We start from the raw sequence: 23,452 nt of genomic DNA, 5'->3' as shown, positions 1-23,452 counted from the left end.
CATCGCCCGTGCAAAACGCCTTGCCGCAGTTCGTTCGCCCCGCACGGCGGGTTAATTTGACTTTAAACCTCTTGTTCCACAGTCGCCTTCTCAGCGGCCGGAGCGGGGCGGTCGCATCTGTCTGGGGCGGCCATACTCTTGTTCTTGCGCAACGACCTTGGATTGACCGGCGGTGGCGGCGCCAGCGCGCTGGCATTCGGTCGCGCACCCGCCGCGCTCCCACGCGATCGGGCGACAGGCCTGCGCACGCGGCTCCTTGCACGGCTCGACGAAATCAACTTCGTTCCCGATCTGGGATCGCAGATCGGCTCGCGGCAATGGTTTCGCGGCGCGGCCACCTGCGCTGCGTTGTGCAGCTTCGCCATCCTGCTCTCGCCGGGGCTCGAACCGCGACTGGTCGCACAAATCCCCGACGGCATCACCACCACCGATCGCGACGAACTCGCCTCGCAGTCGATCGCGCCGCTCGCGTTCGGCGCCACCACCGGGCGCCGGATCGGCGCGACCAACGCCGTCACGGTGCTCGCCGACACCCCCGAGCGTCCGATCATCGAATTGAGCGCGACGCTTGGCACCGGCGACGCGCTTCGCCGCGCGCTGGCGCGGACCGGGGTCGGCGCCGCCGAGGCCGAGCATGCCGCCGATCTGATCGCCAGCAGCGTCGCGCTCGGCGCGATCCGCCCGGGCACGCGTCTCGACGTGACGCTCGGTCGTCGTTCGTCTAAGACGGTGCCGCGCCCGCTCGAAAAGCTGGCGTTCCGCGCGCGCTTCGATCTCGCGCTCGAACTGCTGCGCACTGGGGACGGTCTGGCGCTGCGGCGGATTCCGATCGCGATCGACAACACCCCGCTGCGGATTCGCGGGCGGGTCGGCGCGAGCCTCTATCGCTCGGCGCGCGCCGCGGGGGCGCCGGCGCGCGCGGTCGAGGCCTTCATCAAGTCGATCTCGGCCAAGCTGCCGATGACGCGGATCGCCGCCGACGACGAATTCGACCTGATCGTCGAGCGCGCAAGTGCCGCGACCGGCGAGGTGCAATTGGGCAACCTCGTCTATGCCGGGATCGACCAGGGCGCGCGCGACGTGCGGCTGGTGCGCTGGGAACAGGACGGCAAGACCGTGTGGTACGACCCGAGCGGCACCGGCGAGCGCAAGGGGACGATGCAGATGCCGGTTTCGGCGCGCATTTCATCGGGCTTCGGCTGGCGCCGCCACCCGGTGCTCGGCTTCCGCCGGCTGCACAAGGGCATGGACTTCGCCGCCCCTTATGGCAGCGCGATCCGCGCGGCGAGCGACGGCGTGGTCAGCTTCGCCGGGCGCAGCGGCGGCTATGGCAACTTCGTCAAGCTCAGCCACGCAGCGGGGCTGGCGACGGGCTATGGCCATATGAGCCGGATCGCGGTGCGTTCAGGGACCCGCGTCGCGCGCGGCGAGGTGATCGGCTATGTCGGATCGACGGGCTTGTCGACGGGGCCGCATCTCCATTACGAACTGTGGCGCAGCGGCACTCCGATCAATCCGCAGTCGGTATCCTTCTCGACCGTCCAGCGGCTGAGCGGCAGCGACCTGTCGGCGTTCCGGTCGAAGGTAACCCGGTTGATGGCGGTGCCCGTCGGCGCTGCCCGAAAGGCCAGTAGCCAGGAATTGCGGCCCGAGTAGCGTGTGGGCCTGGGCAGCGACGGGCGGCCTGTTGCCGCGCGCCGCCGCTGCCTGAAGTGGTGGGGAGAGAGGCGAACTGATTGCTGTCCGTAGGCCCCTCTCCCGCCCGCACCCAGAAAGGGGACGGGATTCGTGAAACTCTTTAGTGCCGTTGGCTGCGCCAGCGGCGGATGGTGCGATCGATCACACCCTCCTCGCCGCCGCTCTCGCGCCACAATAGGGCGAAAGAAGGGTCAGCCGAGGCCGGACGACGATTTTCGTCCAAATCGTCGAACAAAACGCGGATCGGGGTCGAAACGCCCTCGCCGCAGATGATGCTCTCGCGGTTGCGCAAGGCGGGGATCGCATCGAGGAACCCGCGCGCGCCCTCGGGCATCGCTGCCCGTACATACGCCTGGTCTCGATCATTGTTCAGCCGCATCGCTATGATGGTGCCGCATTGCGACAAGACGCCTTCGGCAAGGTCCGACGGCCGCTGTGTGATAAGCCCCAACGACACACCGTATTTACGCCCTTCCTTGGCGATCCGGCTAAGGATCCTGCCGACCGAAGACCCGTCGGCGTTACGCTCGTTGGGGACATAGCGGTGCGCTTCCTCGCACACCAGCAATATGGGACGAACCGTTTCGCCGCGCGACCATATGGCGAAATCGAACACCATCCGGCTCAATACCGACACCACGACCGAAGTGATTTCGGACGGCACGCCCGAGACATCGATGATCGAGATCGGCTTGCCTTGCGCGGGCAGGCGGAACATCCGCGCCAGGAAACTCGCCATCGTGTCGGCAACCAGCATGCCGGAGAACATGAACGAATAGCGCGGATCGGCCTTGATCTCGTCGATCTTGGTCTTGAGCCGCAGATAGGGCGCGCTGTCGCTCGCGCGATCCATCTTGCCCATTTCGAGCTGCACCAGATTGGTGAGGTCGCTCAGCAGATAGGGGATCGGCGAATCGACCGTCAGCTTGACGTCGGCGGCCAGCCGGTTCTTGCCGCGCGCCGCGAGCAGGCATTTGGCGAGGATGTCGGCATCGACCTGGCGGTCGTTGCCGTCGCTGGTCAGGAACACCTCGCAATGTTCCTCGAAGTTCATCAGCCAATAGGGCATCGCGAGGTTGCCGACGTCGAAGATCGCGCCGTTATGCTTGAACGCCGCGGCATATTCGCCGTGCGGATCGACCATCACGATATGCCCCTGCGGCGCGGCTTCGCAGATGCGGTGGAGGATCAGCGCGGCGGCGGTCGACTTGCCGGTGCCGGTCGACCCGAGCAACGCGAAATGCTTGCCGAGCATCGCATCGATATAGAGCGCGGCGCGGATGTCGCGCGAGGGGTATACGGTGCCGACCTCGACATTGGGGCGGTCGTCGGTCGAATAGATTTGCTTGAGGTCCGAGGTCGAAACCGGAAACACCTCGCAGCCCGGCGTCGGATAGCGGGTGACGCCGCGGCGGAATTTGTAGAGCTTGCCCGTCAGCCGCTCCTCGTCGCCCTCGCCCAAGAAATCGATCTGCGCGGCGATGTCGCCATGCCCGCCGCTCGCCAGCTTGAGCGAACGGATATTGGCGACCAGCCAGGTCATGCCGACGCGCATCTTCACCTGCGCCCCCACCTGCCCCGCGCCCGCGATCGCCGGATCGGCATCGCCGCGCAGCGCCTCGATCGTGCTCCGGTCCATCACGATCTGGCTGCCCGCGCCGCCGATGTCGGTGACCAGGCCGATCGGCGCCGCCAATACGCGCCCGGGCGGGACCGGGGCGGCATCGTCGCTCATCGCCCGCGCCAGATCGCGCCCTGCCGGCATATCCATCGAAACACTCGCCCAAACAACAACGAGCGAGGATCATAGGCGGGCGTTAGTAAAGATTGCGTTCGTACCTCGGGCAAAAGATCGGCGGCGAACGATCAGAATCGCCGCCACAACGCGCCCGCACCCCAGCCGAACAGCACCGACAGCGCGACCGCGATCAGGCCGTACAGCACCGACTGATTCTCGGCAGCGCGCGCGACGAATCGCTCGAACCCCGATTTGCGGATGTCGATCTCGCGCACCGCCGCGGCGAGCACGCGCCCGTCGCGGATCAGGAAGGTCTCGGCGGTGAAGCGCCCCACCGGCACCCGCGCCGGAATCGTAATTCGTGCGCGATAGAGCACGCCGTCGGTGATCTCGACCGATTCGGGGGCTTCGACGAACAGGCCGGTCCGGCGGCGCAGGTCGATCAGCCCCTGGACGAAGCGCGTCTGCAGATCGGCAGGGGCGCTGGTGATCGGCGACAATTGCAGGCTGTCGAGCCCTAGTTCGTAGATCGCGCGGGTACGCTCGTCGACGATCCGCTCGATCGGCTTCGACGAGGCGATCGCGTAGAAGGACGGCACCGATCGATAGCGCATCGATTCGGCGTTCACCCAGATTCCCGCGATCTTCTCCTTCTGGCGCATCATCACCGATTGCACCGGCCCGCGGACCACCACGACGATCTCGGCGGGGTCGGCATCGGGATCGGGCAGGCTGCGATCGGGATAGAGGATCGCGCCGAACAGCAGCAATTCGGCGCCGGTGAACGAATAGACGATCTCGATATCGCGCTGCGACACGTCGGGCACGAGTACCGGCTTGGCGCCGCCCAGCAGCAACGCCGCCAGCATCAGCCCCAATATCCGCGCGATCATGCCGCTTCGACCGAGTAGAGCTCGCCCGGACGCCAGGCGAGCCCCAGCCCCATCCGGATCGCGACGATCAGCACCAGCAGCGCGAGCGCCAGCCGCAGATATTCGGGGCGCATCTTCTGCGCCAGCCGCGACCCGATCTGCGCGCCTGCGACCGATCCCAGCAGCAGCAGCACCGCGAGCACGATATCGACCGCCTTGGTGGTGGTGGCGTGCACCATCGTCGCCGCGGCGGTGGTGAAGACGATCTGGAACAGCGAGGTGCCGACGACGACCTGGGTCGACATGCCGAGCAGATACAGCATCGCCGGAATGAGGATGAACCCGCCGCCGACGCCGAGCAGCATCGTCAGAATGCCGGTCAACACGCCCAGGATCAGCGGCGCGAGCGGCGAGATATACAGCCCCGATCGATAGAAGCGCCAGCGCATCGGCAGCGCGGCGATGAGCGGATGATGCCGCCGCCGCCGCGCGGGTGCCGGGCGATGCCCCTTGGTCACGCGGATGCTGTCGACCGATTCCTTGAGCATCAGCCCGCCGATCGATCCGAGCATCAACACGTACAGGATCGCGATCACGGTATCGATCAGTCCGGTCGCCCTCAGCACCTCGAACAGCCAGGCGCCGATCAACGACCCCAGCACCCCGCCCGCGACCATCACCCCGCCGATATGGTAATCGACCCCCTTGCGCCGGCTATGCGCAAGCATCCCCGACACGCTGGCGCCGGTAACCTGCGACGCCGCCGACGCCGCCGCGACGGTCGGCGGAATGCCGTAGAAGATGAGCAGCGGCGTGGTGAGAAACCCCCCGCCGACGCCGAACATCCCCGACAGCAGCCCGACCCCGAGCCCGAGCGCGATGATGACGAGCGCGTTGACCGACAGGTTGGCGATGGGAAGGTACAGATCCATGGCTGGCCAGAGCGTTACACGTGGAAGCCAAGAAGGCGAAGGGCGGATGGCGCAAAAACTCCCCTCCCTGAAAGGGAGGGGCTGGGGGTGGGTCGATTGCTCGCGATACGGTAGCCCCGGCCGCGCGAGTAGCCGTATCTCCAGGCCTCCACCCACCCCCGACCCCTCCCTTTCAGGGAGGGGGGAAGAAGAAGGCCCTCACCCTATCGGCGCATGCGCGCCTCTTCCCTCTCCCGCCTGCGGGAGAGGGAAGGAGCGGCGTAGCCGCGGAAGGGTGAGGGACTGTCCGGGGTATGAAGAACTACCCTTCGAGCGCCTTCGCCCGCCGCCTCTGCACCGAACTCCCGATCCCCAGCGCCTCGCGATATTTGGCCACCGTCCGCCGCGCGATGTCGAAGCCGCGCGCGTTGAGCAGCTCGACCAGCGTGTCGTCGGACAGAATCTTCGCCCCCTCGCCCGCGATCAGCGCGCGGATCGCCGCCTTGACCGCCTGCGCCGAAACCGCCTCACCGCCATCGGCCGACTGGATCGCCGAGGTGAAGAAGAATTTGAGCTCGAACAGCCCGCGCGCGCAGCTGAGATATTTGTTGCTCGTCACCCGGCTGACCGTCGATTCGTGCATCTCGATCGCCTCGGCGACGCGCGCCAGCGTCAGCGGGCGCAGATGCGCGACGCCGTGGAGGAAGAACGCCTCCTGCTGCTTCACGATCTCGCTCGCCACCTTGATGATCGTGCGCTGCCGCTGGTCGAGCGCCTTGACCAGCCAGTTGGCGCTGGTGAGGCAATCGGCGAGCCAGGTCTTCGATGCCTTGTCGTGGCTGCCCCCCGACAGCTCGACATAATAAGCGCGGTTGACCAGCACGCGCGGCAGCGTCGCGGCGTTGATCTCGACCGCCCAGCCGGCGCCGCGCCGCGCGACGAACAGGTCGGGCACCACCGCCTGCGACGGTTCGCCGCCATAGCGACAGCCGGGCTTGGGATCGTAGCTGCGCAATTCGCGGATCATGTCGGCCATGTCCTCGTCGTCGACGCCGCACATCCGCTTGAGCTGCGCCAACTGCCCGCGCGCGACCAGGTCGAGATTGTCGATCAGCCGCGCCATGCACGGATCGTAGCGATCGGCCTCCTTGGCCTGCAGCGCGAGGCATTCGGACAGGTTGCGCGCGCCGACGCCGGTGGGATCGAAGGTCTGGATGACCCCCAGCACCGCCTCGACCCGTGCCAGCGCGACGCCCAGCCGGTTGGCGACGTCGAGCAGCGACGCGGTGAGATAGCCGCACTCGTCGATCTGATCGATCAGATGCGCGGCGATGAACAGGTCGGCGCCCGCCACCGCGGTGCCCGCCTGCGCCATCAGATGATCGGCAAGGCTCAGCTCGCCGCCCGCGAAACTGTCGAAGTCGAGCCCGTCCTCACCCACCCCGCCGCCGCCGCTCACGCCGTTGAGCCCGAGCCCACCGTCGAGGCTGCCGATCGAATCGGCGGCGCTGTCGTCGGTGACGTTGGCAAGCGCGAGTTCGCCGTCGAAGACCGGGTCTGCGTCGCTGCCGCCGGCGGGCAGCTCGTCGGCCGGCACCGGATCGCCGCCGACGGGCACCGCGACGATCGGCTCGCCGCCGTCGCCGTCCTCACCGCCCGCGCTTTCGAGCAGCGGATTTCGCTCGAGCTCCTCGGCGATGAAGCCCTCGACCTCGAGGTTCGACAGCGCCAGCAGCTTGATCGCCTGCTGGAGCTGCGGCGTCATTACCAGCGATTGCGACTGGCGGATGTCGAGGCGCGGGGCGAGGTTCATGCGCCTTTACCCCCGCCCCGCTCGCCGTCACCCCAGCAAAAGCTGGGGTCACCCCGAAGCGAAGCCCCCGCGCGCGGCACGAGACCCCAGCCTTCGCTGGGGTGACGCAGGGTCGGGGCGAACCGCGCGGCCATGGCTAGAGCGAGAAACCCTCGCCCAGATACAGCCGCCGCACATTCGCGTCGGCCACCAATTCCTCGGGCGACCCGGCGAACAGCACCCGCCCGTCGTAGATGATATACGCGCGATCGACGATCTCGAGCGTCTCGCGGACATTATGGTCGGTGATCAGCACGCCGATGTCGCGCTGCTTCAGGTCGCGCACCAGGTCGCGGATATCGGCGATCGAGATCGGATCGATCCCGGCAAAGGGCTCGTCGAGCAGCATGATCGACGGGTTCGCCGCCAGCGCGCGCGCGATCTCGGCGCGGCGCCGCTCGCCGCCCGACAGCGCCATCGCCGGCGAATCGCGTAGCCGGGTGAGCCCGAATTCGTCGAGCAGCGTATCGAGCCGCGCCATCCGCTCGGCCTTGTCCGGCACCGCGAGCTCGAGCACGGCCAGGATGTTCTTCTCGACGGTCAGCCCGCGAAAGATCGAGGTTTCCTGCGGCAGATAGCCTAGCCCCAGGATCGCGCGGCGATACATCGGCAGCGCGGTGATGTCCTCGCCATCGAGCATGATCCGCCCGGCATCGGGCTTCACCAGCCCCATCACCGAATAGAAGCTCGTGGTCTTGCCCGCGCCGTTGGGGCCGAGCAACCCGACGACCTCGCCGCGCCCGACGCTCAACGACACGTCGGAGAGCACGACCTTCTTGTCATAGGCCTTGGCGATCGAGACGACCGACAGCCCCGCATCGACCGGGGTTTCGACCACCGGCTCGATCGTTTCCAAGGTGGTCAAATCGTCCATCGATATCCCCTGCGCGCTCGGTGCGGCGAGCCTTTCTCGCGCATCGGCATGGCGGTTGGCAAGCTTCGTGCATGGTTTGATGCAGCACGATCAGCGAATCGCAAAGATCGCAAGCGGCAAGGCGGGCATCCTTCACGTCCTCCCGCGACTTCCCGATCCAGATATTCCTCCCCCGCCAGGGGGAGGTGGCGCGCAGCGCCGGAGGGGGAAGATGCCGCCGCGCTCACTGCTTCCTCCCCCTCCGTCAGCCTGCGGCTGCCACCTCCCCCTGGCGGGGGAGGATGTTCGACACGCCGTTTACCGCTGCGGCACCGTGAAGCGCCCGGTCACCCTGCCCTGCCGCCGTTCGATGCCGTTCTCGGCCGGCGCCGCGGCGCCGCCCGCACCTGCCGTCGACCCGTCGAGCGTCGCGCGTCCGGTGTCGAGGTTGATCGACAGCCGCCCACCGCGCAGCGTGTTGTTGCCTTGGATCAGCGATACGTCGCCCAGCATCGTGATGACGCGCTTGTTGAGGTCGTACACGCCATATTGCGCGCGCGCGCGCTGGTTGGGGCGCACCACGGTGACCCCGCCCGAGGCGTCGAGCCGCGAAACCTGCGGCGTTCCGCCGATCACCTGTCCCGTGTACGCGACGGTCACCCTTGCCGCGGTCAGCGTCAGGTCGGCCTGGCGGATGGACACCCCGCCCGACAGCACCGCGCGGTTGGCGCGATCCTGCAGCTCGAGATTCTCGGCGGCGAAATCGATCGGCGCGTTGGTGTTGTGGCGCTGCGCGGCGGCGGGGGCTGCCCACAGGCTAGCGGCCACGATCAGGGCGGGCAGTGCGGGCGCGCGTTTCATCATCGCCTATTTGCGCGCTCGGGGACGATCCGCAAGCGGGCATTGCCACTCATCTTCACCGTCCGCGCTTCGAGATCGGCTTCGAGCCGGTCGCCGCTGAAGCTGCCCTGCGGCGTCGTACCGCTGACCGGCCCGGCCGATCGCAACTGCCGCGTGTTCAGATCGATCGTCGCGTCGCGGGTGTCGAGCGCATAGCCATCGGCAGCGCGAAACTCGATCGGGCCTGCCATCGACACCTGCTCCTGCTCCATGTCGTAGCGGCCGCGATCGGCGGTGAGCGTCGCGGGCCCGTCCCTCATGCCGAGCGCCGCCGACAGCGTATTCAATTCGACCACGCGCTCGGCCGAGCTTTTCTGCACCGCCGAGCCGGCATCGAGCACGAACGGCTTGCCCTCGCTGTCGGAGCCCTGATAGCGCGCTGCCTGGATCCGCATCCGCTCCTCGGCGACTTCGACCTTGTTCTTGTCGAGCACGAACGACACGTCGCCGCCCATGAACAAAGGCGCCATCACGAGGAACGCCGCGAGGATGCCGATCCCCATCGGCAGCCCGACCTGTGCGACCTTTACCAACGAATCATGGCTGCTGCCGGGTGCCGCCCAGCGCTGCCGCTGCGTTCGGCCGCGGCGGGCAACGTCAGACATGCGCGAAAATGTCGGTTTCGGGCCAGCCGGCCAGGTCGAGGTCGGCGCGATGCGGCAGGAAATCGAAGCACGCCTGCGCCAGCTGGGTCCGCCCCTCGCGCGCCAGCCGGCGATCGAGCTCGGCCTTCATCGCGTGGAGATAGCGGACGTCGGAGGCGGCATATTCCTTCTGCGCGTCGGTCAGCACCGGATTGCCCCAGTCCGACGACTGCTGCGCCTTCGACAGTTCCTGCCCGAGCAATTCGCGCACCAGCTCCTTCAGCCCGTGGCGATCGGTATAGGTGCGCACCAGCCGCGAGGCGATCTTGGTGCAATAGACGGGTGCCGCGACGGTATCGAGATAATGGCGGATCGCCGCCAGATCGAAGCGCGCGAAATGATACAGCTTCAGCCGGTCGGGATCGCCCAGCACCGCGCGCAGATTGGGCGCGGCATAGTCGCTGTCGGGGCCGAAGCGCACCAGATGCTCGGTGCCCGAGCCATCCGAGAGCTGGACGACGCACAACCGATCGCGCGGGGTGATGAGCCCCATCGTCTCGGTATCGACGGCGATCGCGGCGCCGGGGGCGAAAATGCCCGCGGGCAAGTCTTCTTCGTGGAGATGAACGGTCATCGCGCTCGCATAGGCGGGCGCGAATGAACGCTCAATGGCCGATGCGCTTTATTCGGCGCTGCCGCCCCGCGTCGCATGCACTTGCGCGTCCTTGCGCAGCTTGGCCCGGCGGTTGAAGATGTTGAGCATCTCGACCAGCGCCGAGAACGCCATCGCGGCATAGATATAGCCCTTGGGCACATGCACCCCGAAGCCCTCGGCGATCAGCACCATGCCGATCATGAGCAGGAAGCCCAGCGCGAGCATCACGACCGTGGGGTTCTTGTTGATGAAATTGCCCAGCGGATCGGCGGCGAGCAGCATCACCGCGACCGCGACCACCACCGCGACATACATGATCTCGACATGGTCGGTCATGCCCACCGCGGTCAGGATCGAATCGATCGAGAACACGATGTCGAGCAGCACGATCTGGACGATCGCCGCGCCGAATGCGGTTTCGGCGACCCGCTTCTTGTCGAGCAGGTCGTCGGACACGCCGGTATCGACCGAGTGGTGGATTTCCTTGGTCGCCTTCCACACCAGGAACAGCCCGCCGATCATCAAGATCAGGTCGCGCCACGAGAACGAGGTCTCGAACGCCGGCCGGCCATATTCGTCGATCGGCCCGGTGATCCCCAGGTCGAACACCGGCGTGGTCAGCCCGACGATCCACGCGATCATCGTCAGCAGGATCAGCCGCATCACCAGCGCGAGCCCGATGCCGATTCGCCGCGCCTTTTGGCGATAGGCTTCGGGCAGCTTGTTCGAAATGATCGAGATGAAGATCAGATTGTCGAGCCCGAGCACCACCTCCATCACGATCAGCGTGACCAGGGCCGCCCAAGCGGCGGGATCGGCAAGCAGCACAGCGACGTTTTCCATAAGTGTCGCTCCTACCCGCGCATTTCGTCGCCGGGCAAGCATCGTTCGCCGCAAGCGCCATAATTGAGACGATTTTGTTCGCCCACCTGGTATTTTTGGGATATATATGGCGCGTGGCGTGAGGTTAGACGCGCCCGAACACTTGCGTTTTTCGTCCGGCGCCAGGGTTTCAGGATATGAATCGGGCGATCGGGAAGACGAACAGGGCAATGAGTTTCGATCGAGGGCGCGGCAACGGGCGCGGTGGGCGCGGCAAAGACAAGCGCGAATTTTTCGGCGATGAAGGCGGCGGCGGTGGCGGCGGCTTTCCTAGCTATGGCGGCGGCGGCGGCGGTGATCGCTTCGGCGGTGGTGGCGGCGGCTTCGGCGGCGGCGGCGATCGCTTCGGTGGCGGCGGCGGCGGTGGTTTCGGCGGCGGTGGCGGCGGCGGCTTTCGTGGCGGCGGCGCTGGTGCTGGCGGCGGCGGCGGTGGTCGCGGCATGCCCCCCCAGGTGGTCGGCGAGGCGACCGGCGTGGTCAAGTTCTTCAACGCGCAAAAGGGCTTTGGCTTCGTCGTGCGCGATGACGGCGGCGAAGACGTGTTCGTCCACATCTCGGCAGTCGAGCAGGCCGGGCTTGCCAGCCTAGCCGAAGGTCAGCCGATGGGCTTCACGCTCGTCGATCGTGGCGGCCGCATCTCGGCGACCGACCTCAAGATCGACGGCGAGCCAATGGCGGTGTCGGATCGCGGCCCGCCGCGTGACGCAGCCCCCGGCGGTGCCCGTGGTCCGGCAGGCGCCGGCGCAGGTGCAGCGGGTGGCCCGCAGCGCCAGCTCACCGGCGAGCGTTCGAGCGGTACGGTCAAGTTTTTCAACGCGATGAAGGGCTTCGGCTTCATTCAGCGCGACGACGGCCAGCCCGATGCGTTCGTGCACATCTCGGCAGTCGAGCGTGCAGGCATGATTTCGCTCAACGAAGGCGACCGGCTCGAGTTCGAACTCGAAGTCGATCGTCGCGGTAAGTACGCCGCGGTCAACCTGAACCCGCAGCAGTAACCGGCGCGCAAGCGCTGGCGCCTTCATGGTGCTGAACCGACTATCTCATACCGCCGCGTCGATTCTCATCGGCGCGGCGTTATGCTGTCCGGCGCCTGCGCACGCGCAGGAGGCCGTGCCTGCCGCCGCTGCCTGCTCCGTGCCGGCGGTCGAAGCGGCCAGCGTCGTGGCGCGCTTTCCCCACGATCCGCGCGCCTTCACCCAAGGGTTGCTTTGGCATGACGGCGCGCTGTTCGAGAGTGTGGGCCAGACCGGCCGCTCCGAGGTCCGCCGAGTCGATCCCGACACCGGCCGCGTCCTGGCACGCCGGGCGATCCCCGCGCGTCAGTTCGGCGAGGGGCTGGCACTTATCGGCGACGAGCTGGTGCAGCTCACCTGGACCAGCGGTATCGCGCATCGCTACGCCGCTCGCGATCTCCAACCGCGCGGCAGCTTTCGCTACGGTGGCGAAGGCTGGGGCCTGACGACGCTCGGCGATCGGCTGGTGCGCTCCGACGGCAGCGACATCCTCACCTTCCACGCCCGCGCCGACTTCGCCGAGACGGGACGGATCGCGGTGCGCCTCGGCGAGCGCCGCCTCAAGAACCTCAACGAGCTCGAGGCGATCGATGGCGCGATCTACGCCAATGTGTGGATGCAGCCCGCGATCGTCTCGATCGATCCCGCTACCGGCTGTGTCACCCGCCGGATCGACCTTGCGCCGCTGGTCGCCGAAGTCGGGCTTAGCGACAGCGACTCGGTGCTCAACGGCATCGCCTGGGACCCGGAGCGCCGGCGGCTGTTCGTCACCGGCAAATATTGGCCGACGCTGTTCGAGATTGCGCTACCCTGACGCGAAACCCTGCGTTTCCGTCGCCTGCGCGGATCGCTCGCCTTCCTCGCCGGTTCGTTCTTCATAGCGATAGGAGAATGACGATGGGTCAGTTGACCGACGGACGCTGGAGCAACGAACAACCGGTCGCGCCGACCGACGAGAAGGGCGATTTCCAGCGCGCCGATTCGACCTTCCGCGACTGGCTCACCGCCGACGGATCGCCCGGCCCCGACGGCCAGCGCGGCGTCCGCGCCGAAGCCGATCGCTTCCACCTCTATGTCAGCCTCGCCTGCCCCTGGGCGCACCGCACCCTGATCGTCCGCGCGCTCAAGGGGCTCGAGGATCTGCTGCCGGTCACCGTCGTCGGCCCGATCATGGGCAAGCACGGCTGGAGCTTCCAGGAAGAGTTCGGCGGCACCGGCGACCCGCTCTACGGTTTCGATCACCTGCACCAGATATACACCCGCAGCGATCCGACGATGTCGGGCAAGGTTACCGTGCCGGTGCTCTGGGACCGCAAGGAAGCGCGGGTCGTGAACAACGAATCGTCCGAAATTATCCGGATGTTCAACACCGCGTTCGACGATCTGGGCGCCAAGCCCGGCGACTTCTACCCCGCCGAACTCCGCGGCGAGATCGATGCGCTGAACGACCGGGTGTATCAAACGGTGAACAACGGCGTCTATCGCGCAGGCTTCGCCAAACAGCAGGCGGCGTATGAGAAGGCCGCCCGCGCGCTGTTCGAATCGCTCGATTGGCTCGAGCACCACCTCGACGGTCGCGAATGGCTGGTGGGTGACCGGATGACAGAGGCCGATATCCGGCTGGTCACCACGCTGATGCGCTTCGATCCGGTCTATCACGGCCATTTCAAGTGCAATTGGCGGCGGATCGTCGACTATCCGCGCCTGCATCGCCTGATGGAGCGGATGATGGCGGTGCCCGGCATCGCCGAAACCGTCGACCTCAACCACATCAAGACGCATTATTATCGCAGCCATCCCGACGTGAACCCCACCGGCATCGTCCCGATCGGCCCCGCGTCGATTTGAGGCCAATTTAGGTCGCGAGGCGCAGTAAAGTTTCGATGTGATCGGCTTCCCCCGCAGGCTTGTCCTTGCGGATTCGCGCGATGCGGGGGAAGCGCATCGCGACCCCCGATTTATGCCGCTTCGAAGCGTGGATTGAATCGAACGCGACTTCGAGCACCAGGGTCTTCTCGACCTCGCGCACCGGGCCGAAGCGCGCGACGGTGTTGTTGCGGACAAAACGATCGAGCCATTTCAGCTCCTCGTCGGTGAAGCCCGAATAGGCCTTGCCCACCGGCAGCAGCTGGCCGTCGGGCGTCCAGCATCCAAAGGTATAATCGCTGTAGAAGCTCGACCGTTTGCCGCTGCCGCGCTGCGCGTACATCATCACGCAATCGGCGACGAGCGGATCGCGCTTCCATTTGTACCACAGCCCCACGCGCCGCCCGGTGACATAGGGCGAATCGCGCCGCTTGAGCATTACCCCCTCGATCGCCGAATCGCGCGCGCCGTCGCGGATCGTGGTGAGCGCGGCGAAATCGGCGGCGTCGATCACTCGGCTTAGGTCGAAGCGATCGGGGTCGAGCGCGGCGACGAACGGCTCGAGCCGCGCGCGGCGCGCGTGCCATGGCAGCTCGCGCAGGTCCTCAGGCCCATCGAACAAGATGTCGTACAGCCGGACGAAGGCGGGGTACTCGGCCTGCATCTTTGCCGAAACCACCTTGCGCCCCAGCCGCTGCTGCAGCGCGTTGAAGCTCGCCGCGCCGCCGCCCTCATCGAGCGCAGCGCCCTGCGCCTCGCCCTTCACCAGCAATTCGCCGTCGAGTACGCCGGGGGTGCGATAGGCGGCCGCGACCTCGGGAAAACTGTCAGTGATGTCGTCGCCGGCGCGACTATAGAGTCGCGTCTCGCCCGCGACATGGACGATCTGAACGCGGATGCCGTCCCATTTCCATTCGGCCGCATAGTCGGCCAGATCGACCTGCGTGTCGTCGAGCGGATGCGCGAGCATGAAGGGGCGGAACACCGGGATGTCGGTCGTGCTCGGCTGGGTTCCCCGCCCCTCCGCCCAGGCGAACAGCGTGTCATAGGGCGCGTCGAGCCCGTGCCAGACTTCCTCGACCGCCTCGACATCGATTCCGAACGCCTGCGCCAGCGCGGTCTTGGCGAGCCGCGCCGATACCCCGACGCGCAAGCCGCCGGTGGCGAGTTTGAGCAGCGCATAGCGTTCGTCCGAGTCGAGTTGGTCGAGCATGTCGGCGAGCACCGCCGGCGCATCGGCGCGGCTCAGGCTCGCCAGCCGCTCGATCACCCGCGCGACGGTCAGCGGCTCGGCGTTGACCGCGCGCGCGGGATTTTCGGGCCATAGCAGCGCAACGGTCTCGGCGGTGTCGCCGACGAAATCGCGGCTCATCGCGAACAGCACCGGATCGGCGCGCTCGACGATCAGCCCGCGGACGGTGCCAGATTTGACCGCGGGCAGATCGAGATCACCCGTCAACGCAGCGAGCGCCCAACCCCGGTCAGGATCAGGCGTCTCGCGTAGATAGTGGCCGATCAACGCCAGCTTGGCGTTGCGCGAGCGAGTATAGATCAGCCGATCGAGCAGATCGGCAAAGGCGCGCATCGCGGTCTAGATCAGGACAAGGTGTCCTTGACCTTCTTGCCCGCCACCAGCCCAAGCACCAACAACACGACGAAGATCGCGACCGCGATGAAGAATAGGATCTTGGCGATCTCGATGAAGGTACCGCCGATGCCGCCGAAGCCGAGCACCGCCATTACGAGGCCGATCACCAGAAATATCACTGCCCACCGAATCATCTGTATTCTCCCTGTTATGTACCAAACCAACCGAGCCAACGCCGCGAAAGTTCCGCCCGTCGCGCGATCGGCTTGGAGGACAGCCCACGCACTTACCCCCGGCCGCGGGGGCAACCGGGGGGCCTGTCATCACCGCACGCTTCGATCAGCCCTTGCGGCTGGCCTCGAACAGGAACCACGCGCGCTCTTCTGCCTGGTCGGTCCAGTCGTCGAGGATGCCGCTGGTAGCATTGTCCTTGGCTTCGTCGACAATGTCCTTGGCTTCGCGCAGCAGCTCGACCAGCGCTAGATTGTCCTCGCGCAGTTCGGCGAGCATCTCGGTCGCCGACACGAAGTCCTTGTCGTTGTCCTTGATCGTCTGGTGGCGCGCGATGTCGCCGATCGAGCGCAGCGTCGTGTTGCCCGTCTTGCGCACGCGCTCGGCGATGTCGTCGGTGGTGGCGAGGATCTGCGCCGCCTGATCGTCGAGCATCAGATGATAGTCGCGGAAATGCGGGCCCGAGACGTGCCAGTGGAAATTCTTGGTCTTGAGATACAGCGCGAAGCTGTCGGCGAGGATGCCGTTGAGCGCCTGCGCCACGGTCTTGGCGTCGTTGGGCTTGAGGTCGGTCGGGGTCTTGAGCGCAGGGTTGGGCGTGTCGGCCATGGGATGCTCCATCTAGTGCGAAAAAATCGGTTCGGATCGACAACGACCGGACCGGCAATTTGCTCCATAGGGTGCAGCGGATAAGTCGTGCCGGCGGTCGGGCGACGGCGATTGACTGTTCGCCCCGATCGCTCGACGATATGCGGCCTTGCCCGCTTCAGGAACCCCCGCGCGATGACCGCGATATCGTCGCCCCCGGCGGCAGTCCCCCACCCCGCGACCATACCGCCGATCGCGCCGGGCAAGGCCCGAATGGCGTTGTTCGGCCTGCTCGGCTTCTCCGCCGGGCTCCCCTTCTACATGTTCTCGACCGTCCTCACGCTTCGGCTCCAGGCGCATGGCGTGGCATTGGTGGTGATCGGCTTCTTTGCCTGGGTGCAGCTGCTGCCAACCTTCAAATTCCTGTGGGCACCGTTGCTCGATCGCTACGACGTTCCCGGCTTCGCGCGTTTCTGGGGGAAAAGGCGGGGGTGGGTCCTGCTGTCGCAGCTCGGCATCTTCAGCGCGATGGTCGGCATGGCGCTCACCGCCGGCGACCAAAGTCTGGGGGTCACCGCCTTATTCGCGGTGCTGCTCGCCTTCTGGACCACCACGCTCGAAGTCGCCGCCGACGCCTGGCGGATCGAGCTTGCGCCGACGCAGGACGAACAAGGCCCGATCGTCGCGGCGAACCTGTGGGGCTATCGCTCGGCGATGGTCGCGGCGGGCAGCGGCGCGCTGCTGATCGCCGATGCCAGCGGCTGGTCGGCCGCCTATCTCGGCATCGCCGCCGCCGCGATCGCGCCCTTCCCGCTGCTGCTGGCGACCGCACCCGATCGCCCCGGCACGCACGGGCGCTGGACCGCCCTTGCCCACGGGCTGGCCGCGAGCGCCGCGATCCTCGCCCTGGTGCTGGTCGTCACCGCCGCGCTCGGCTGGGTCGTGCTCGAATCCGCGTCCGCCGCAGGGATCGGCAGCCAGAGTAACGTCACCCCCTATGTGCTGGGCATCTGCATGCTGCCCTTCATCGCGATGGCGATCGCGCTGCCAAAAATCCGCCGCGCCGCGCCCACCTCGCGCCTCCGCCGATCGGCGGCGATCGGCCCCTATGTCGATTTCTTCTGGCGCTATGGCTTCGGCGCGATCGTGCTGCTGGGCTTCGTGTCGATCTACCGGATGGGCGACGTCCTGGCGCTCAACTTGTCGAAGCCGATGATCCGCGACCTCGGCTACACGCTCGCGCAGATCGGCCGCGCCGACAGCGTCATCGCGCTCGCGGCCAGCATGGTCGGTGTCGGCGTCGGCGGCTTCCTGGTCACCCGCTGGCCGATGGCATGGACGCTGGCACTGGGCGCGGTGTTCGCCGCGATCGGCAATTTCGGCTTCGTCTGGCTGGCGTGGCAACCGCCGAGCGAGGCGTTGCTCTACATCGCCACCGGCGCCGACCAGTTCGGCAACGGCATGGCGGGCGCGATCTTCGTCGTCTATCTATCGCTGTTGGTGAACCCGCGCTTCCCCGGCGCGCAATATGCGTTCCTGTCGGGCTTCGCCTTCCTGCTCCCCCGGCTGCTGTCGGGCGCGGGCGGCGCGATGGTCGGCACGATCGGCTATAACGGCTTTTTCGCGCTGTCGGGCATCGTCAGCCTGGCGGCGATCCCCTTCCTCCCCGCGCTGTCGGGCATCCGCCCGCGCGCTTCGGATTTGCCCGCATGATCGAAGCCATCGCCGACCAAGCCTTCGCCGCCGCCGCGCAAGTCGTCGCCTCTGGCCGCATCCCCGGCGCGACACTCGGCATCGTCACCGCCGATGGCCGCCGTGCGACTCGCCTCGCCGGCCTCGCCAGCCGCGAACCGAGCGAAACCGCGCTCACCCCCGATCACTGGTTCGACCTCGCCTCGCTGACCAAAGTGATCGCCACCACCACGATGATCCTGCGGCTGGCCGACCAGGGCGCGCTCGATCTCGACGCCCCGCTCACTACCGCCATCCCCGACCTTCGCCAGTACGACGTCGCCGGTGCCGCAGAACGCCGCCTCACCTTCCGCGACTGTCTCGCGCACAATACCCACCTGCCAGCGGTCGAACCGATCTACACCTATGGCGACGATCCCAGCCGGCTGCGCGCCTTCATCCTCCAGCGCGAATGGCGGCATGGCCCGCCGGTCTATTCGGACATCAATTTCCTGCTGCTCGGCATCGCGATCGAGCGGCTGACCGGCGGCCCGCTCGACTCACAGCCGCTGGGGCGGGGCCTGAGCTACGGCCCACCCCCCGGCCCGGCCGTCGCCACCGAACGCTGCAGCTGGCGCGGGCGCGTGTTGCAGGGCGAGGTCCACGACGAAAACTGCTTCGCGCTGGGCGGGCGCACCGGCCATGCCGGGCTGTTCGGCACCGTCACCGGCGTGCTCGATTTCGCAGGCGGCCTGCTCGACGGCTCGGGCGCATCGCCCGCGATGCTGGCGGCGATCCGTACCCCCGTCACCGAACGCCGCACGTGCGGCTGGGAGCGGCGGTTCGACGGTTGGCCCGGCGGCGATGCCTGCTCAGCCGAGACGATCGGCCATACCGGCTTCACCGGCACCGGCCTGTGGATCGATTTCGCTCGCGGCATCGGCTGGACGTTGCTCACCAACCGGGTCCACCCGACGCGCCACGCCGACAGCGGCATCGTCGCGCTGCGTGCGGCGACGGGGGATGCGGTGATTGCGGGGTTCGATGAGTATGGAGGGGCCAATGCCCCAACCGTTCGTGCTGAGTAGCGACCGAGTAGCCCGAAGGGCGTAGCGAGGGCGCGTATCGAAGCCCCCGCGCACGAGGCAATGTCCTTCGATACGCGTCTTCGACAAGCTCAGCCGCTACTCAGGACGAACGGGGTGGGGGTAGTTAAGCCGCAGGACACCCAGCCGGCCGCGCCCGCAGCAACGCCCGCCCCGCCGTCGCCCCCGTCGCCGCGCCATCCTCCAACGCCAGCACGCCATTGACGAACAACGACGTCACCCCTGCCGCCGGCTCATTCGGATTCACATAATCCGCACGCGGCGCATAATCCTCGGGATCGAACACCACCACATCGGCGAAATACCCGGCGCGCAGATAGCCGCGCTGTTCGATCTTATACATATCCGCCACCTTGCCGGTCGATCGCCGGATCATCGTCGCCAGATCGATCACTCTGCGCTTGCGAACATATTCGGCGTAGAGCCGGGGGAAGGTGGCATATTGGCGCGGGTGCCCGTCCGATCCGTCGGAGCCGGTGACCACCCAGGGCTGGCGCATGATCAGGTCGATGTCGCGATCGGCCATGTTGAACGACGCGACCGCGCTCCCCGCAGCGCCGGTGCCGCGCGGATTGGCGACGCGCAGGATCCGGATCGCCGCATCGATCGGGTCGATCCCCCAGGCCTGCCCCATCTGCGCCAGCGTCCTGCCGGTCCAGGGGTGCCCCGCGCTGGTCAACAGCAAGCTGTCGGCCCCGCCGCGCCGCCGCAGATTCTCCGCCATCTCGGGCTTGATCCGCGCGATCGTGGCGGGCTGATCGAACCGCGCGATCATCGCGCGATACCCGCCATCGACCGCCCAGCGCGGCACCAGCGAGGCATCGACGCTCGATCCCGATGCGTCCCACGGATATTGGTCGGCGGTCACGTCGATCCCCGCCGCGCGCGCCGCCTCGATCTCGGCGATCAATTGCGGTGCCTGGCCGTGGACGTCTACCCCCAGCGCCTTCAGATGCGCGAAATGCACCGGCATCGCGGCCTCGCGCCCGATGCGGATCGCCTCGCGCGTCGAACCCAGCAGCCCGATCGTGTAGCTCGATTCATCGCGCTGATGCGTGTCGTACATCCCGCCGCGCGACCCCGCCTCGCGCGCCACCGCGATCACCTCCTCGGTGGTGGCAAAGCTCTGCGGCGCATAGAACAGCCCGGTCGAAAGCCCCAAAGCCCCCTCGCACATCGCCTTGGCCACCAGCGCCTTTTCCTGCGCCAGTTCGGCGGGCGTCGGCGCGCGATCGTTCTGCCCCAACACCGCCTCGCGTACCGCGCCGAACCCCACGAAGCGCGCGACATTGGTGCCGATTCCACTCGCCTCCAGCCGAGCGGCGTCGGCAGCGACGTCGGGCGAACCGCCGCCATCGACCCCATGGATGATCGTGCTCACCCCCTGCGCCAGCCAGGGCAGGTTGCGCCGCGCCACCGGGTCGGCCGAGCGGATATAGCTGTCGGGATGGGTATGCGGATCGATGAACCCGGGCGCGACGATCTTGCCCGCCGCATCGATCACGCGCGCCGCCGCCGTCCCGCGCGAAGGCCCGACATAGACGATCCGGTCACCCGCGATCTCGACATCGCCCACCACCGCCGCGCCCTCGCCGCCCGAATAAAGCGTGCCGCCGCGGATCACGACATCGGCGCGCTGCCCGCTCCCCGCCGTCGCGGCGCATCCGGCCAGCGCCAGCGCCAGCGCCAGCATCGAAACCATCGCCTGCCGCATCATTCGCCCCCCTCCGGCACCAGCATCGTCCGCCCCCGCGCATCGGCATCGACCGCGCCGCGACTGAACGGCAGCTTGCGCATCCGCCCGGTGATCCACGGCGCATAATGATCGGGATAATGCGGCGATCGCGGATCGGCCGATTGGCCGGGCAGGTTCAGATACAGGCTGTTGTCCCAATCGCCGACGTCGATCACCTGCAAATAGCTCGCCCCGCCCGACGTCCGATAGCCACGGTTCGCCGCCACCCAGCGCGCGTTGACGGTGTAGTTGTCGCCCGGCGACTGTCCCCCCTCGATCGTCGGAAACGCAGCGGCGATCGCCGGCAGCCGCGCCAGCGGATGCGCGATCCGCACCTGGTGCAGGCTCCCCCAGCGCCACGCCGCCGGGTCATCCCCCATCAGCCGCTTTGCCTCGTCCCACGCCGCCACCAGCGCCTCGTCGAACAGCTTGGCCATGTCCGGACCGCGCGCGCGGAACAGCCGGATCAGCTCGCCCGCCGCGATCGAGGGCACCAATTCTCGCGCCTCCACTGGCACCACCACGTCGAGCACGCGTTTGCCCAGCCCTGCCCACAGGATCTGGAACAGCGCCCCCGCCGCGCTCCCGGCCCCCAATTGCCCGTCCCACCCACGCAACATCGCCGCCGCGGGCATCGCCGCCGCGCTCACCCGCGCCGGGATCAGCGCCACGAGCTCGCGCGCCGGGGTCGACAGCACGTCCTGCTGCAACGCCGCGCTATCAGTGATGCTGTGTTTGGGTTGCCCCGTCAGCACCTGCTTGATGCGCTCGTAGCGATAGGGTTCGCGAAACGAGAAGGCGAGCGGCACCGGATAATCGGCGGGCAGGTTGTTCTGGTTGGCGGTCGCGAACCAACCCTTGGCCGGGTTGTACTCGCTCGGAAGCTTCTCCGCACCGAAGCGCCCCTGCCAGTCGTAGCGCCCGTCGCCCGGCACCGGCAGCAACCCGTCATGCCCGCCGCCGCGGATCGGCGCATGGCCGATCACCTGCCACCCGTGATTGCCGTCGATATCGGCATAATGGAAATTGGTCGGCGACGGATGCAGCTTGAACGCCTCCTTCAGCCCCGCCCAATGGCGCCCCAAGTTGATCGCGATCATCGCGAACGCCCCCATCGCGCCGGGCATCATCGTGACGCTCGCCAGCGACGTCGCGCGCCCCCGCGCCGGATCGTGCAGCAGCACCGGCCCATGCACGCAATAGCGAAGCACCACCGTCCGCGCCGGCGCGCCCTTGGCGGCGATCACCTCCCGAACCTGCACGAACCGTTTCCAGCCGCCATCGTGGCGGTAGCGCTCGGGATCGGCGGGATCGAGTTCGAGGATGAACAAGTCGCTCTGGTCGTTGTGCGAATTGGTGCGCCCGAACGCGAAGCGATCGGTGTGCCCCTGCATGATCCCCGCCAGCCCCGGCGCGCCGCCGCCGATCACGTCGAGCCCCGGCGCGGTCAGATGCGCAACATGGCGCGGGGCAAAGCCGCCGATCCCCAGATGCGGGTCGTTCGCCAATATCGGCCGCCCGGTGGCACTCCGCCCCGGCGCGATCGTCCAGGCGTTCGAGCCGGCGTTCTCGCGCTCGATCCGCACGCCGGCGGGATCGCGCACCGGCGTCGGCGTGGCGCCGAACGGCAACGCCCCCTCGGCCTGCGCCAACACCCCCAGATCGGCTTCGGAAACCTCCGCCACATCGAGCCCCTCGGGCACGCGCAACTCCCACGCCGGGCGTAGCGGCGCGACCAAGGTGTCGAGCTCGAGCATCCCCATCGCCGCCAGCCGCGCGCGGCGGATTTCATCATCGACATTGCCGATCGAAGCACCGCGCGCCAGCACCAGATCGCGCACATCCCAGCGCAGCGGCAGCGCACCCAGGATGCGATATTCGGGCGGCAGCAGCGTGCGATCGGCGATCACCTCGTCGATCCGCGCATTGATCCCCGCGACATAGCCCCGCGCACAATCGAGTATCTCGCGCGGCACCACCGCCAGCTCGGCCTCCAGATCGCCGCGAAAATGGAACAGCCGCTCGCCATGGTCATGGATCGCGAAGTCAGGCCCGAACGCCTCGGCCATCCGCCCCATGCTGCGACGGTGGCTGAGGTCGAGCTGAAACAGCCGATCGCGCGCGACGACATAGCCCTGGCCGAAAAACGCATCGGGCTTGGTCGCGGCGCGGATGTGCGGGATGCCCTGCGAATCCTCGACGATCTCGATCGGTCCGCTCGCACCGCGCACGGTGTGCCGCGCGACCGGCGCTGTCTGCCCCCAGGCACTGCGCGCCAGCGGCAGCAGCGCGACCATCGCCGAGCTACCGCCCAGAAAGACGCGGCGATCGAGCTTCATGCGGTTCTCCCGGGAACATCGTGCGGCATCAGCGCCACGCAGCCGATCACCCAAGCGCGAATAGCCCCCGGGCGAAGCGCTGCAGGCTATCCGATCCGCGCCGCGCATCATATCGCAACCGCTGGCAGGGTCATGCCACCGGGCTATGGCGCGCAACTATCGTTCGTTTGATGGCGATATTTTGGCGCGTCCATGCCCTGAGGCTATGGCGGGGGCAACGCAAAGAAGCTCCGCTTGCCTTGACGGGGTTTGCGCGAGCCCTGCACTATCGAAGTGCCGTTAACGCCAGCCGATGACGGGATGATGACGATCGGGAGGGGCTGCCCGCTACCCAAGGAAATATCCGGGGCGACAGCAACACGAAGCGACG

General features: G+C 67.4%; 20 protein-coding genes. 6 read left to right on the top strand and 14 right to left on the bottom strand.

The window, feature by feature from the left end:
- The first annotated feature begins 144 nt into the window (after positions 1-144).
- Positions 145-1,656 carry a M23 family metallopeptidase gene (locus tag NMP03_RS01640; RefSeq protein WP_256506812.1) on the top strand — a complete coding sequence of 504 codons (1,512 nt, stop codon included), beginning with the start codon at positions 145-147 and terminating at the stop codon, positions 1,654-1,656.
- Positions 1,657-1,798: 142 nt separating this feature from the next.
- Here NMP03_RS01640 and NMP03_RS01635 read toward each other — a convergent pair whose 3' ends face one another.
- From NMP03_RS01635 to NMP03_RS01595, 9 genes are all read right to left on the bottom strand, one after another.
- A complete protein-coding gene (locus NMP03_RS01635; RefSeq protein ID WP_256507971.1) occupies positions 1,799-3,433 on the bottom strand; it encodes an ATP-binding protein in 1,635 nt (544 codons plus the stop codon).
- 131 nt (positions 3,434-3,564) lie between these two features.
- Positions 3,565-4,329: a TIGR02186 family protein gene (locus NMP03_RS01630; RefSeq protein WP_256506811.1), complete on the bottom strand. Its 765-nt coding sequence runs from the start codon at positions 4,327-4,329 to the stop codon at positions 3,565-3,567.
- Complete coding sequence (locus NMP03_RS01625; RefSeq protein WP_256506810.1) at positions 4,326-5,240, bottom strand: sulfite exporter TauE/SafE family protein; 915 nt, start codon at positions 5,238-5,240, stop codon at positions 4,326-4,328. The genes NMP03_RS01630 and NMP03_RS01625 overlap by 4 nt, the downstream gene beginning before the upstream one ends.
- A 301-nt stretch (positions 5,241-5,541) precedes the next feature.
- Positions 5,542-7,032: an RNA polymerase factor sigma-54 gene (gene rpoN / locus NMP03_RS01620; RefSeq protein WP_256506809.1), complete on the bottom strand. Its 1,491-nt coding sequence runs from the start codon at positions 7,030-7,032 to the stop codon at positions 5,542-5,544.
- 136 nt (positions 7,033-7,168) lie between these two features.
- Positions 7,169-7,945 carry an LPS export ABC transporter ATP-binding protein gene (lptB, locus tag NMP03_RS01615; protein ID WP_256506808.1) on the bottom strand — a complete coding sequence of 259 codons (777 nt, stop codon included), beginning with the start codon at positions 7,943-7,945 and terminating at the stop codon, positions 7,169-7,171.
- A 297-nt stretch (positions 7,946-8,242) separates the two neighbouring features.
- Positions 8,243-8,785 (bottom strand): LptA/OstA family protein, encoded by a 543-nt coding sequence (locus NMP03_RS01610; protein WP_256507970.1) that lies wholly within the window; start codon positions 8,783-8,785, stop codon positions 8,243-8,245.
- Positions 8,785-9,429 carry an LPS export ABC transporter periplasmic protein LptC gene (lptC, locus tag NMP03_RS01605; RefSeq protein ID WP_256506807.1) on the bottom strand — a complete coding sequence of 215 codons (645 nt, stop codon included), beginning with the start codon at positions 9,427-9,429 and terminating at the stop codon, positions 8,785-8,787. Before lptC ends, NMP03_RS01610 begins: the two co-directional genes overlap by 1 nt.
- Positions 9,422-10,042, bottom strand: a complete 621-nt coding sequence (locus tag NMP03_RS01600) for a ribonuclease D (protein ID WP_256506806.1) — start codon at positions 10,040-10,042, stop codon at positions 9,422-9,424. The genes lptC and NMP03_RS01600 overlap by 8 nt, the downstream gene beginning before the upstream one ends.
- Before the next feature lie 48 nt (positions 10,043-10,090).
- Positions 10,091-10,906 carry a TerC family protein gene (locus NMP03_RS01595; protein ID WP_256506805.1) on the bottom strand — a complete coding sequence of 272 codons (816 nt, stop codon included), beginning with the start codon at positions 10,904-10,906 and terminating at the stop codon, positions 10,091-10,093.
- Between the two features lie 209 nt (positions 10,907-11,115).
- Between NMP03_RS01595 and NMP03_RS16165 the strand changes: the two genes are divergently transcribed.
- From NMP03_RS16165 to NMP03_RS01575, 3 genes are all read left to right on the top strand, one after another.
- Entirely contained in the window at positions 11,116-11,940 is an 825-nt protein-coding gene (locus NMP03_RS16165) for a cold-shock protein (RefSeq protein WP_319937612.1), read from the top strand.
- 25 nt (positions 11,941-11,965) lie between these two features.
- On the top strand, positions 11,966-12,772 hold the full coding sequence (locus tag NMP03_RS01580; RefSeq protein WP_256506804.1) for a glutaminyl-peptide cyclotransferase: 807 nt from the start codon (positions 11,966-11,968) through the stop codon (positions 12,770-12,772).
- 83 nt (positions 12,773-12,855) lie between these two features.
- The gene (locus NMP03_RS01575; protein ID WP_256506803.1) at positions 12,856-13,806 is read left to right on the top strand and encodes a glutathione S-transferase family protein; all 951 of its coding nucleotides are present in this window, start codon (positions 12,856-12,858) and stop codon (positions 13,804-13,806) included.
- A gap of 7 nt (positions 13,807-13,813) precedes the next feature.
- Here NMP03_RS01575 and NMP03_RS01570 read toward each other — a convergent pair whose 3' ends face one another.
- The 3 genes from NMP03_RS01570 to NMP03_RS01560 form a co-directional block, all read right to left on the bottom strand.
- Positions 13,814-15,409: a cisplatin damage response ATP-dependent DNA ligase gene (locus tag NMP03_RS01570; RefSeq protein ID WP_256506802.1), complete on the bottom strand. Its 1,596-nt coding sequence runs from the start codon at positions 15,407-15,409 to the stop codon at positions 13,814-13,816.
- A gap of 11 nt (positions 15,410-15,420) precedes the next feature.
- A complete protein-coding gene (locus NMP03_RS01565) occupies positions 15,421-15,606 on the bottom strand; it encodes a DUF1328 family protein (RefSeq protein ID WP_256506801.1) in 186 nt (61 codons plus the stop codon).
- Positions 15,607-15,751: 145 nt separating this feature from the next.
- Positions 15,752-16,252, bottom strand: coding sequence for a Dps family protein (locus NMP03_RS01560; RefSeq protein ID WP_256506800.1), 501 nt, complete (start codon positions 16,250-16,252; stop codon positions 15,752-15,754).
- Between the two features lie 174 nt (positions 16,253-16,426).
- Here NMP03_RS01560 and NMP03_RS01555 point away from each other — a divergent pair, with 174 nt between their 5' ends.
- The gene (locus NMP03_RS01555) at positions 16,427-17,944 is read left to right on the top strand and encodes an MFS transporter (RefSeq protein WP_256506799.1); all 1,518 of its coding nucleotides are present in this window, start codon (positions 16,427-16,429) and stop codon (positions 17,942-17,944) included.
- Positions 17,941-18,990 (top strand): serine hydrolase domain-containing protein, encoded by a 1,050-nt coding sequence (locus NMP03_RS01550; RefSeq protein ID WP_256506797.1) that lies wholly within the window; start codon positions 17,941-17,943, stop codon positions 18,988-18,990. Before NMP03_RS01555 ends, NMP03_RS01550 begins: the two co-directional genes overlap by 4 nt.
- 124 nt (positions 18,991-19,114) lie before the next feature.
- On the opposite strand, the gene NMP03_RS01545 is transcribed toward NMP03_RS01550, so the two are convergent.
- Both NMP03_RS01545 and NMP03_RS01540 read right to left on the bottom strand, forming a co-directional pair.
- Positions 19,115-20,725: an N-acyl-D-amino-acid deacylase family protein gene (locus tag NMP03_RS01545; RefSeq protein WP_406698062.1), complete on the bottom strand. Its 1,611-nt coding sequence runs from the start codon at positions 20,723-20,725 to the stop codon at positions 19,115-19,117.
- Positions 20,722-23,082 carry a penicillin acylase family protein gene (locus tag NMP03_RS01540; protein ID WP_256506796.1) on the bottom strand — a complete coding sequence of 787 codons (2,361 nt, stop codon included), beginning with the start codon at positions 23,080-23,082 and terminating at the stop codon, positions 20,722-20,724. Before NMP03_RS01540 ends, NMP03_RS01545 begins: the two co-directional genes overlap by 4 nt.
- Positions 23,083-23,452: the final 370 nt, after the last annotated feature.

Origin of the sequence: Sphingomonas qomolangmaensis, from assembly GCF_024496245.1 — a bacterium.
GTDB classification, from domain to species: Bacteria; Pseudomonadota; Alphaproteobacteria; order Sphingomonadales; family Sphingomonadaceae; genus Sphingomonas; species Sphingomonas qomolangmaensis.
This window is presented reverse-complemented; position numbering and strand designations above follow the sequence as displayed.

What these genes read in the sequence shown, in the direction of transcription:
- NMP03_RS16165 (WP_319937612.1), top strand. Translation starts at nt 11,116, where the DNA reads ATGAGTTTCGATCGAGGGCGCGGCAACGGGCGCGGTGGGCGCGGCAAA.
- NMP03_RS01540 (WP_256506796.1), bottom strand. Translation starts at nt 23,082, where the DNA reads ATGAAGCTCGATCGCCGCGTCTTTCTGGGCGGTAGCTCGGCGATGGTC.
- NMP03_RS01625 (WP_256506810.1), bottom strand. Translation starts at nt 5,240, where the DNA reads ATGGATCTGTACCTTCCCATCGCCAACCTGTCGGTCAACGCGCTCGTC.
- NMP03_RS01575 (WP_256506803.1), top strand. Translation starts at nt 12,856, where the DNA reads ATGGGTCAGTTGACCGACGGACGCTGGAGCAACGAACAACCGGTCGCG.
- NMP03_RS01595 (WP_256506805.1), bottom strand. Translation starts at nt 10,906, where the DNA reads ATGGAAAACGTCGCTGTGCTGCTTGCCGATCCCGCCGCTTGGGCGGCC.
- NMP03_RS01580 (WP_256506804.1), top strand. Translation starts at nt 11,966, where the DNA reads ATGGTGCTGAACCGACTATCTCATACCGCCGCGTCGATTCTCATCGGC.
- NMP03_RS01635 (WP_256507971.1), bottom strand. Translation starts at nt 3,433, where the DNA reads ATGAGCGACGATGCCGCCCCGGTCCCGCCCGGGCGCGTATTGGCGGCG.
- NMP03_RS01565 (WP_256506801.1), bottom strand. Translation starts at nt 15,606, where the DNA reads ATGATTCGGTGGGCAGTGATATTTCTGGTGATCGGCCTCGTAATGGCG.
- NMP03_RS01555 (WP_256506799.1), top strand. Translation starts at nt 16,427, where the DNA reads ATGACCGCGATATCGTCGCCCCCGGCGGCAGTCCCCCACCCCGCGACC.
- NMP03_RS01545 (WP_406698062.1), bottom strand. Translation starts at nt 20,725, where the DNA reads ATGATGCGGCAGGCGATGGTTTCGATGCTGGCGCTGGCGCTGGCGCTG.
- NMP03_RS01610 (WP_256507970.1), bottom strand. Translation starts at nt 8,785, where the DNA reads ATGAAACGCGCGCCCGCACTGCCCGCCCTGATCGTGGCCGCTAGCCTG.
- rpoN (WP_256506809.1), bottom strand. Translation starts at nt 7,032, where the DNA reads ATGAACCTCGCCCCGCGCCTCGACATCCGCCAGTCGCAATCGCTGGTA.
- NMP03_RS01600 (WP_256506806.1), bottom strand. Translation starts at nt 10,042, where the DNA reads ATGACCGTTCATCTCCACGAAGAAGACTTGCCCGCGGGCATTTTCGCC.
- lptC (WP_256506807.1), bottom strand. Translation starts at nt 9,429, where the DNA reads ATGTCTGACGTTGCCCGCCGCGGCCGAACGCAGCGGCAGCGCTGGGCG.
- NMP03_RS01630 (WP_256506811.1), bottom strand. Translation starts at nt 4,329, where the DNA reads ATGATCGCGCGGATATTGGGGCTGATGCTGGCGGCGTTGCTGCTGGGC.
- NMP03_RS01560 (WP_256506800.1), bottom strand. Translation starts at nt 16,252, where the DNA reads ATGGCCGACACGCCCAACCCTGCGCTCAAGACCCCGACCGACCTCAAG.
- NMP03_RS01550 (WP_256506797.1), top strand. Translation starts at nt 17,941, where the DNA reads ATGATCGAAGCCATCGCCGACCAAGCCTTCGCCGCCGCCGCGCAAGTC.
- lptB (WP_256506808.1), bottom strand. Translation starts at nt 7,945, where the DNA reads ATGGACGATTTGACCACCTTGGAAACGATCGAGCCGGTGGTCGAAACC.
- NMP03_RS01570 (WP_256506802.1), bottom strand. Translation starts at nt 15,409, where the DNA reads ATGCGCGCCTTTGCCGATCTGCTCGATCGGCTGATCTATACTCGCTCG.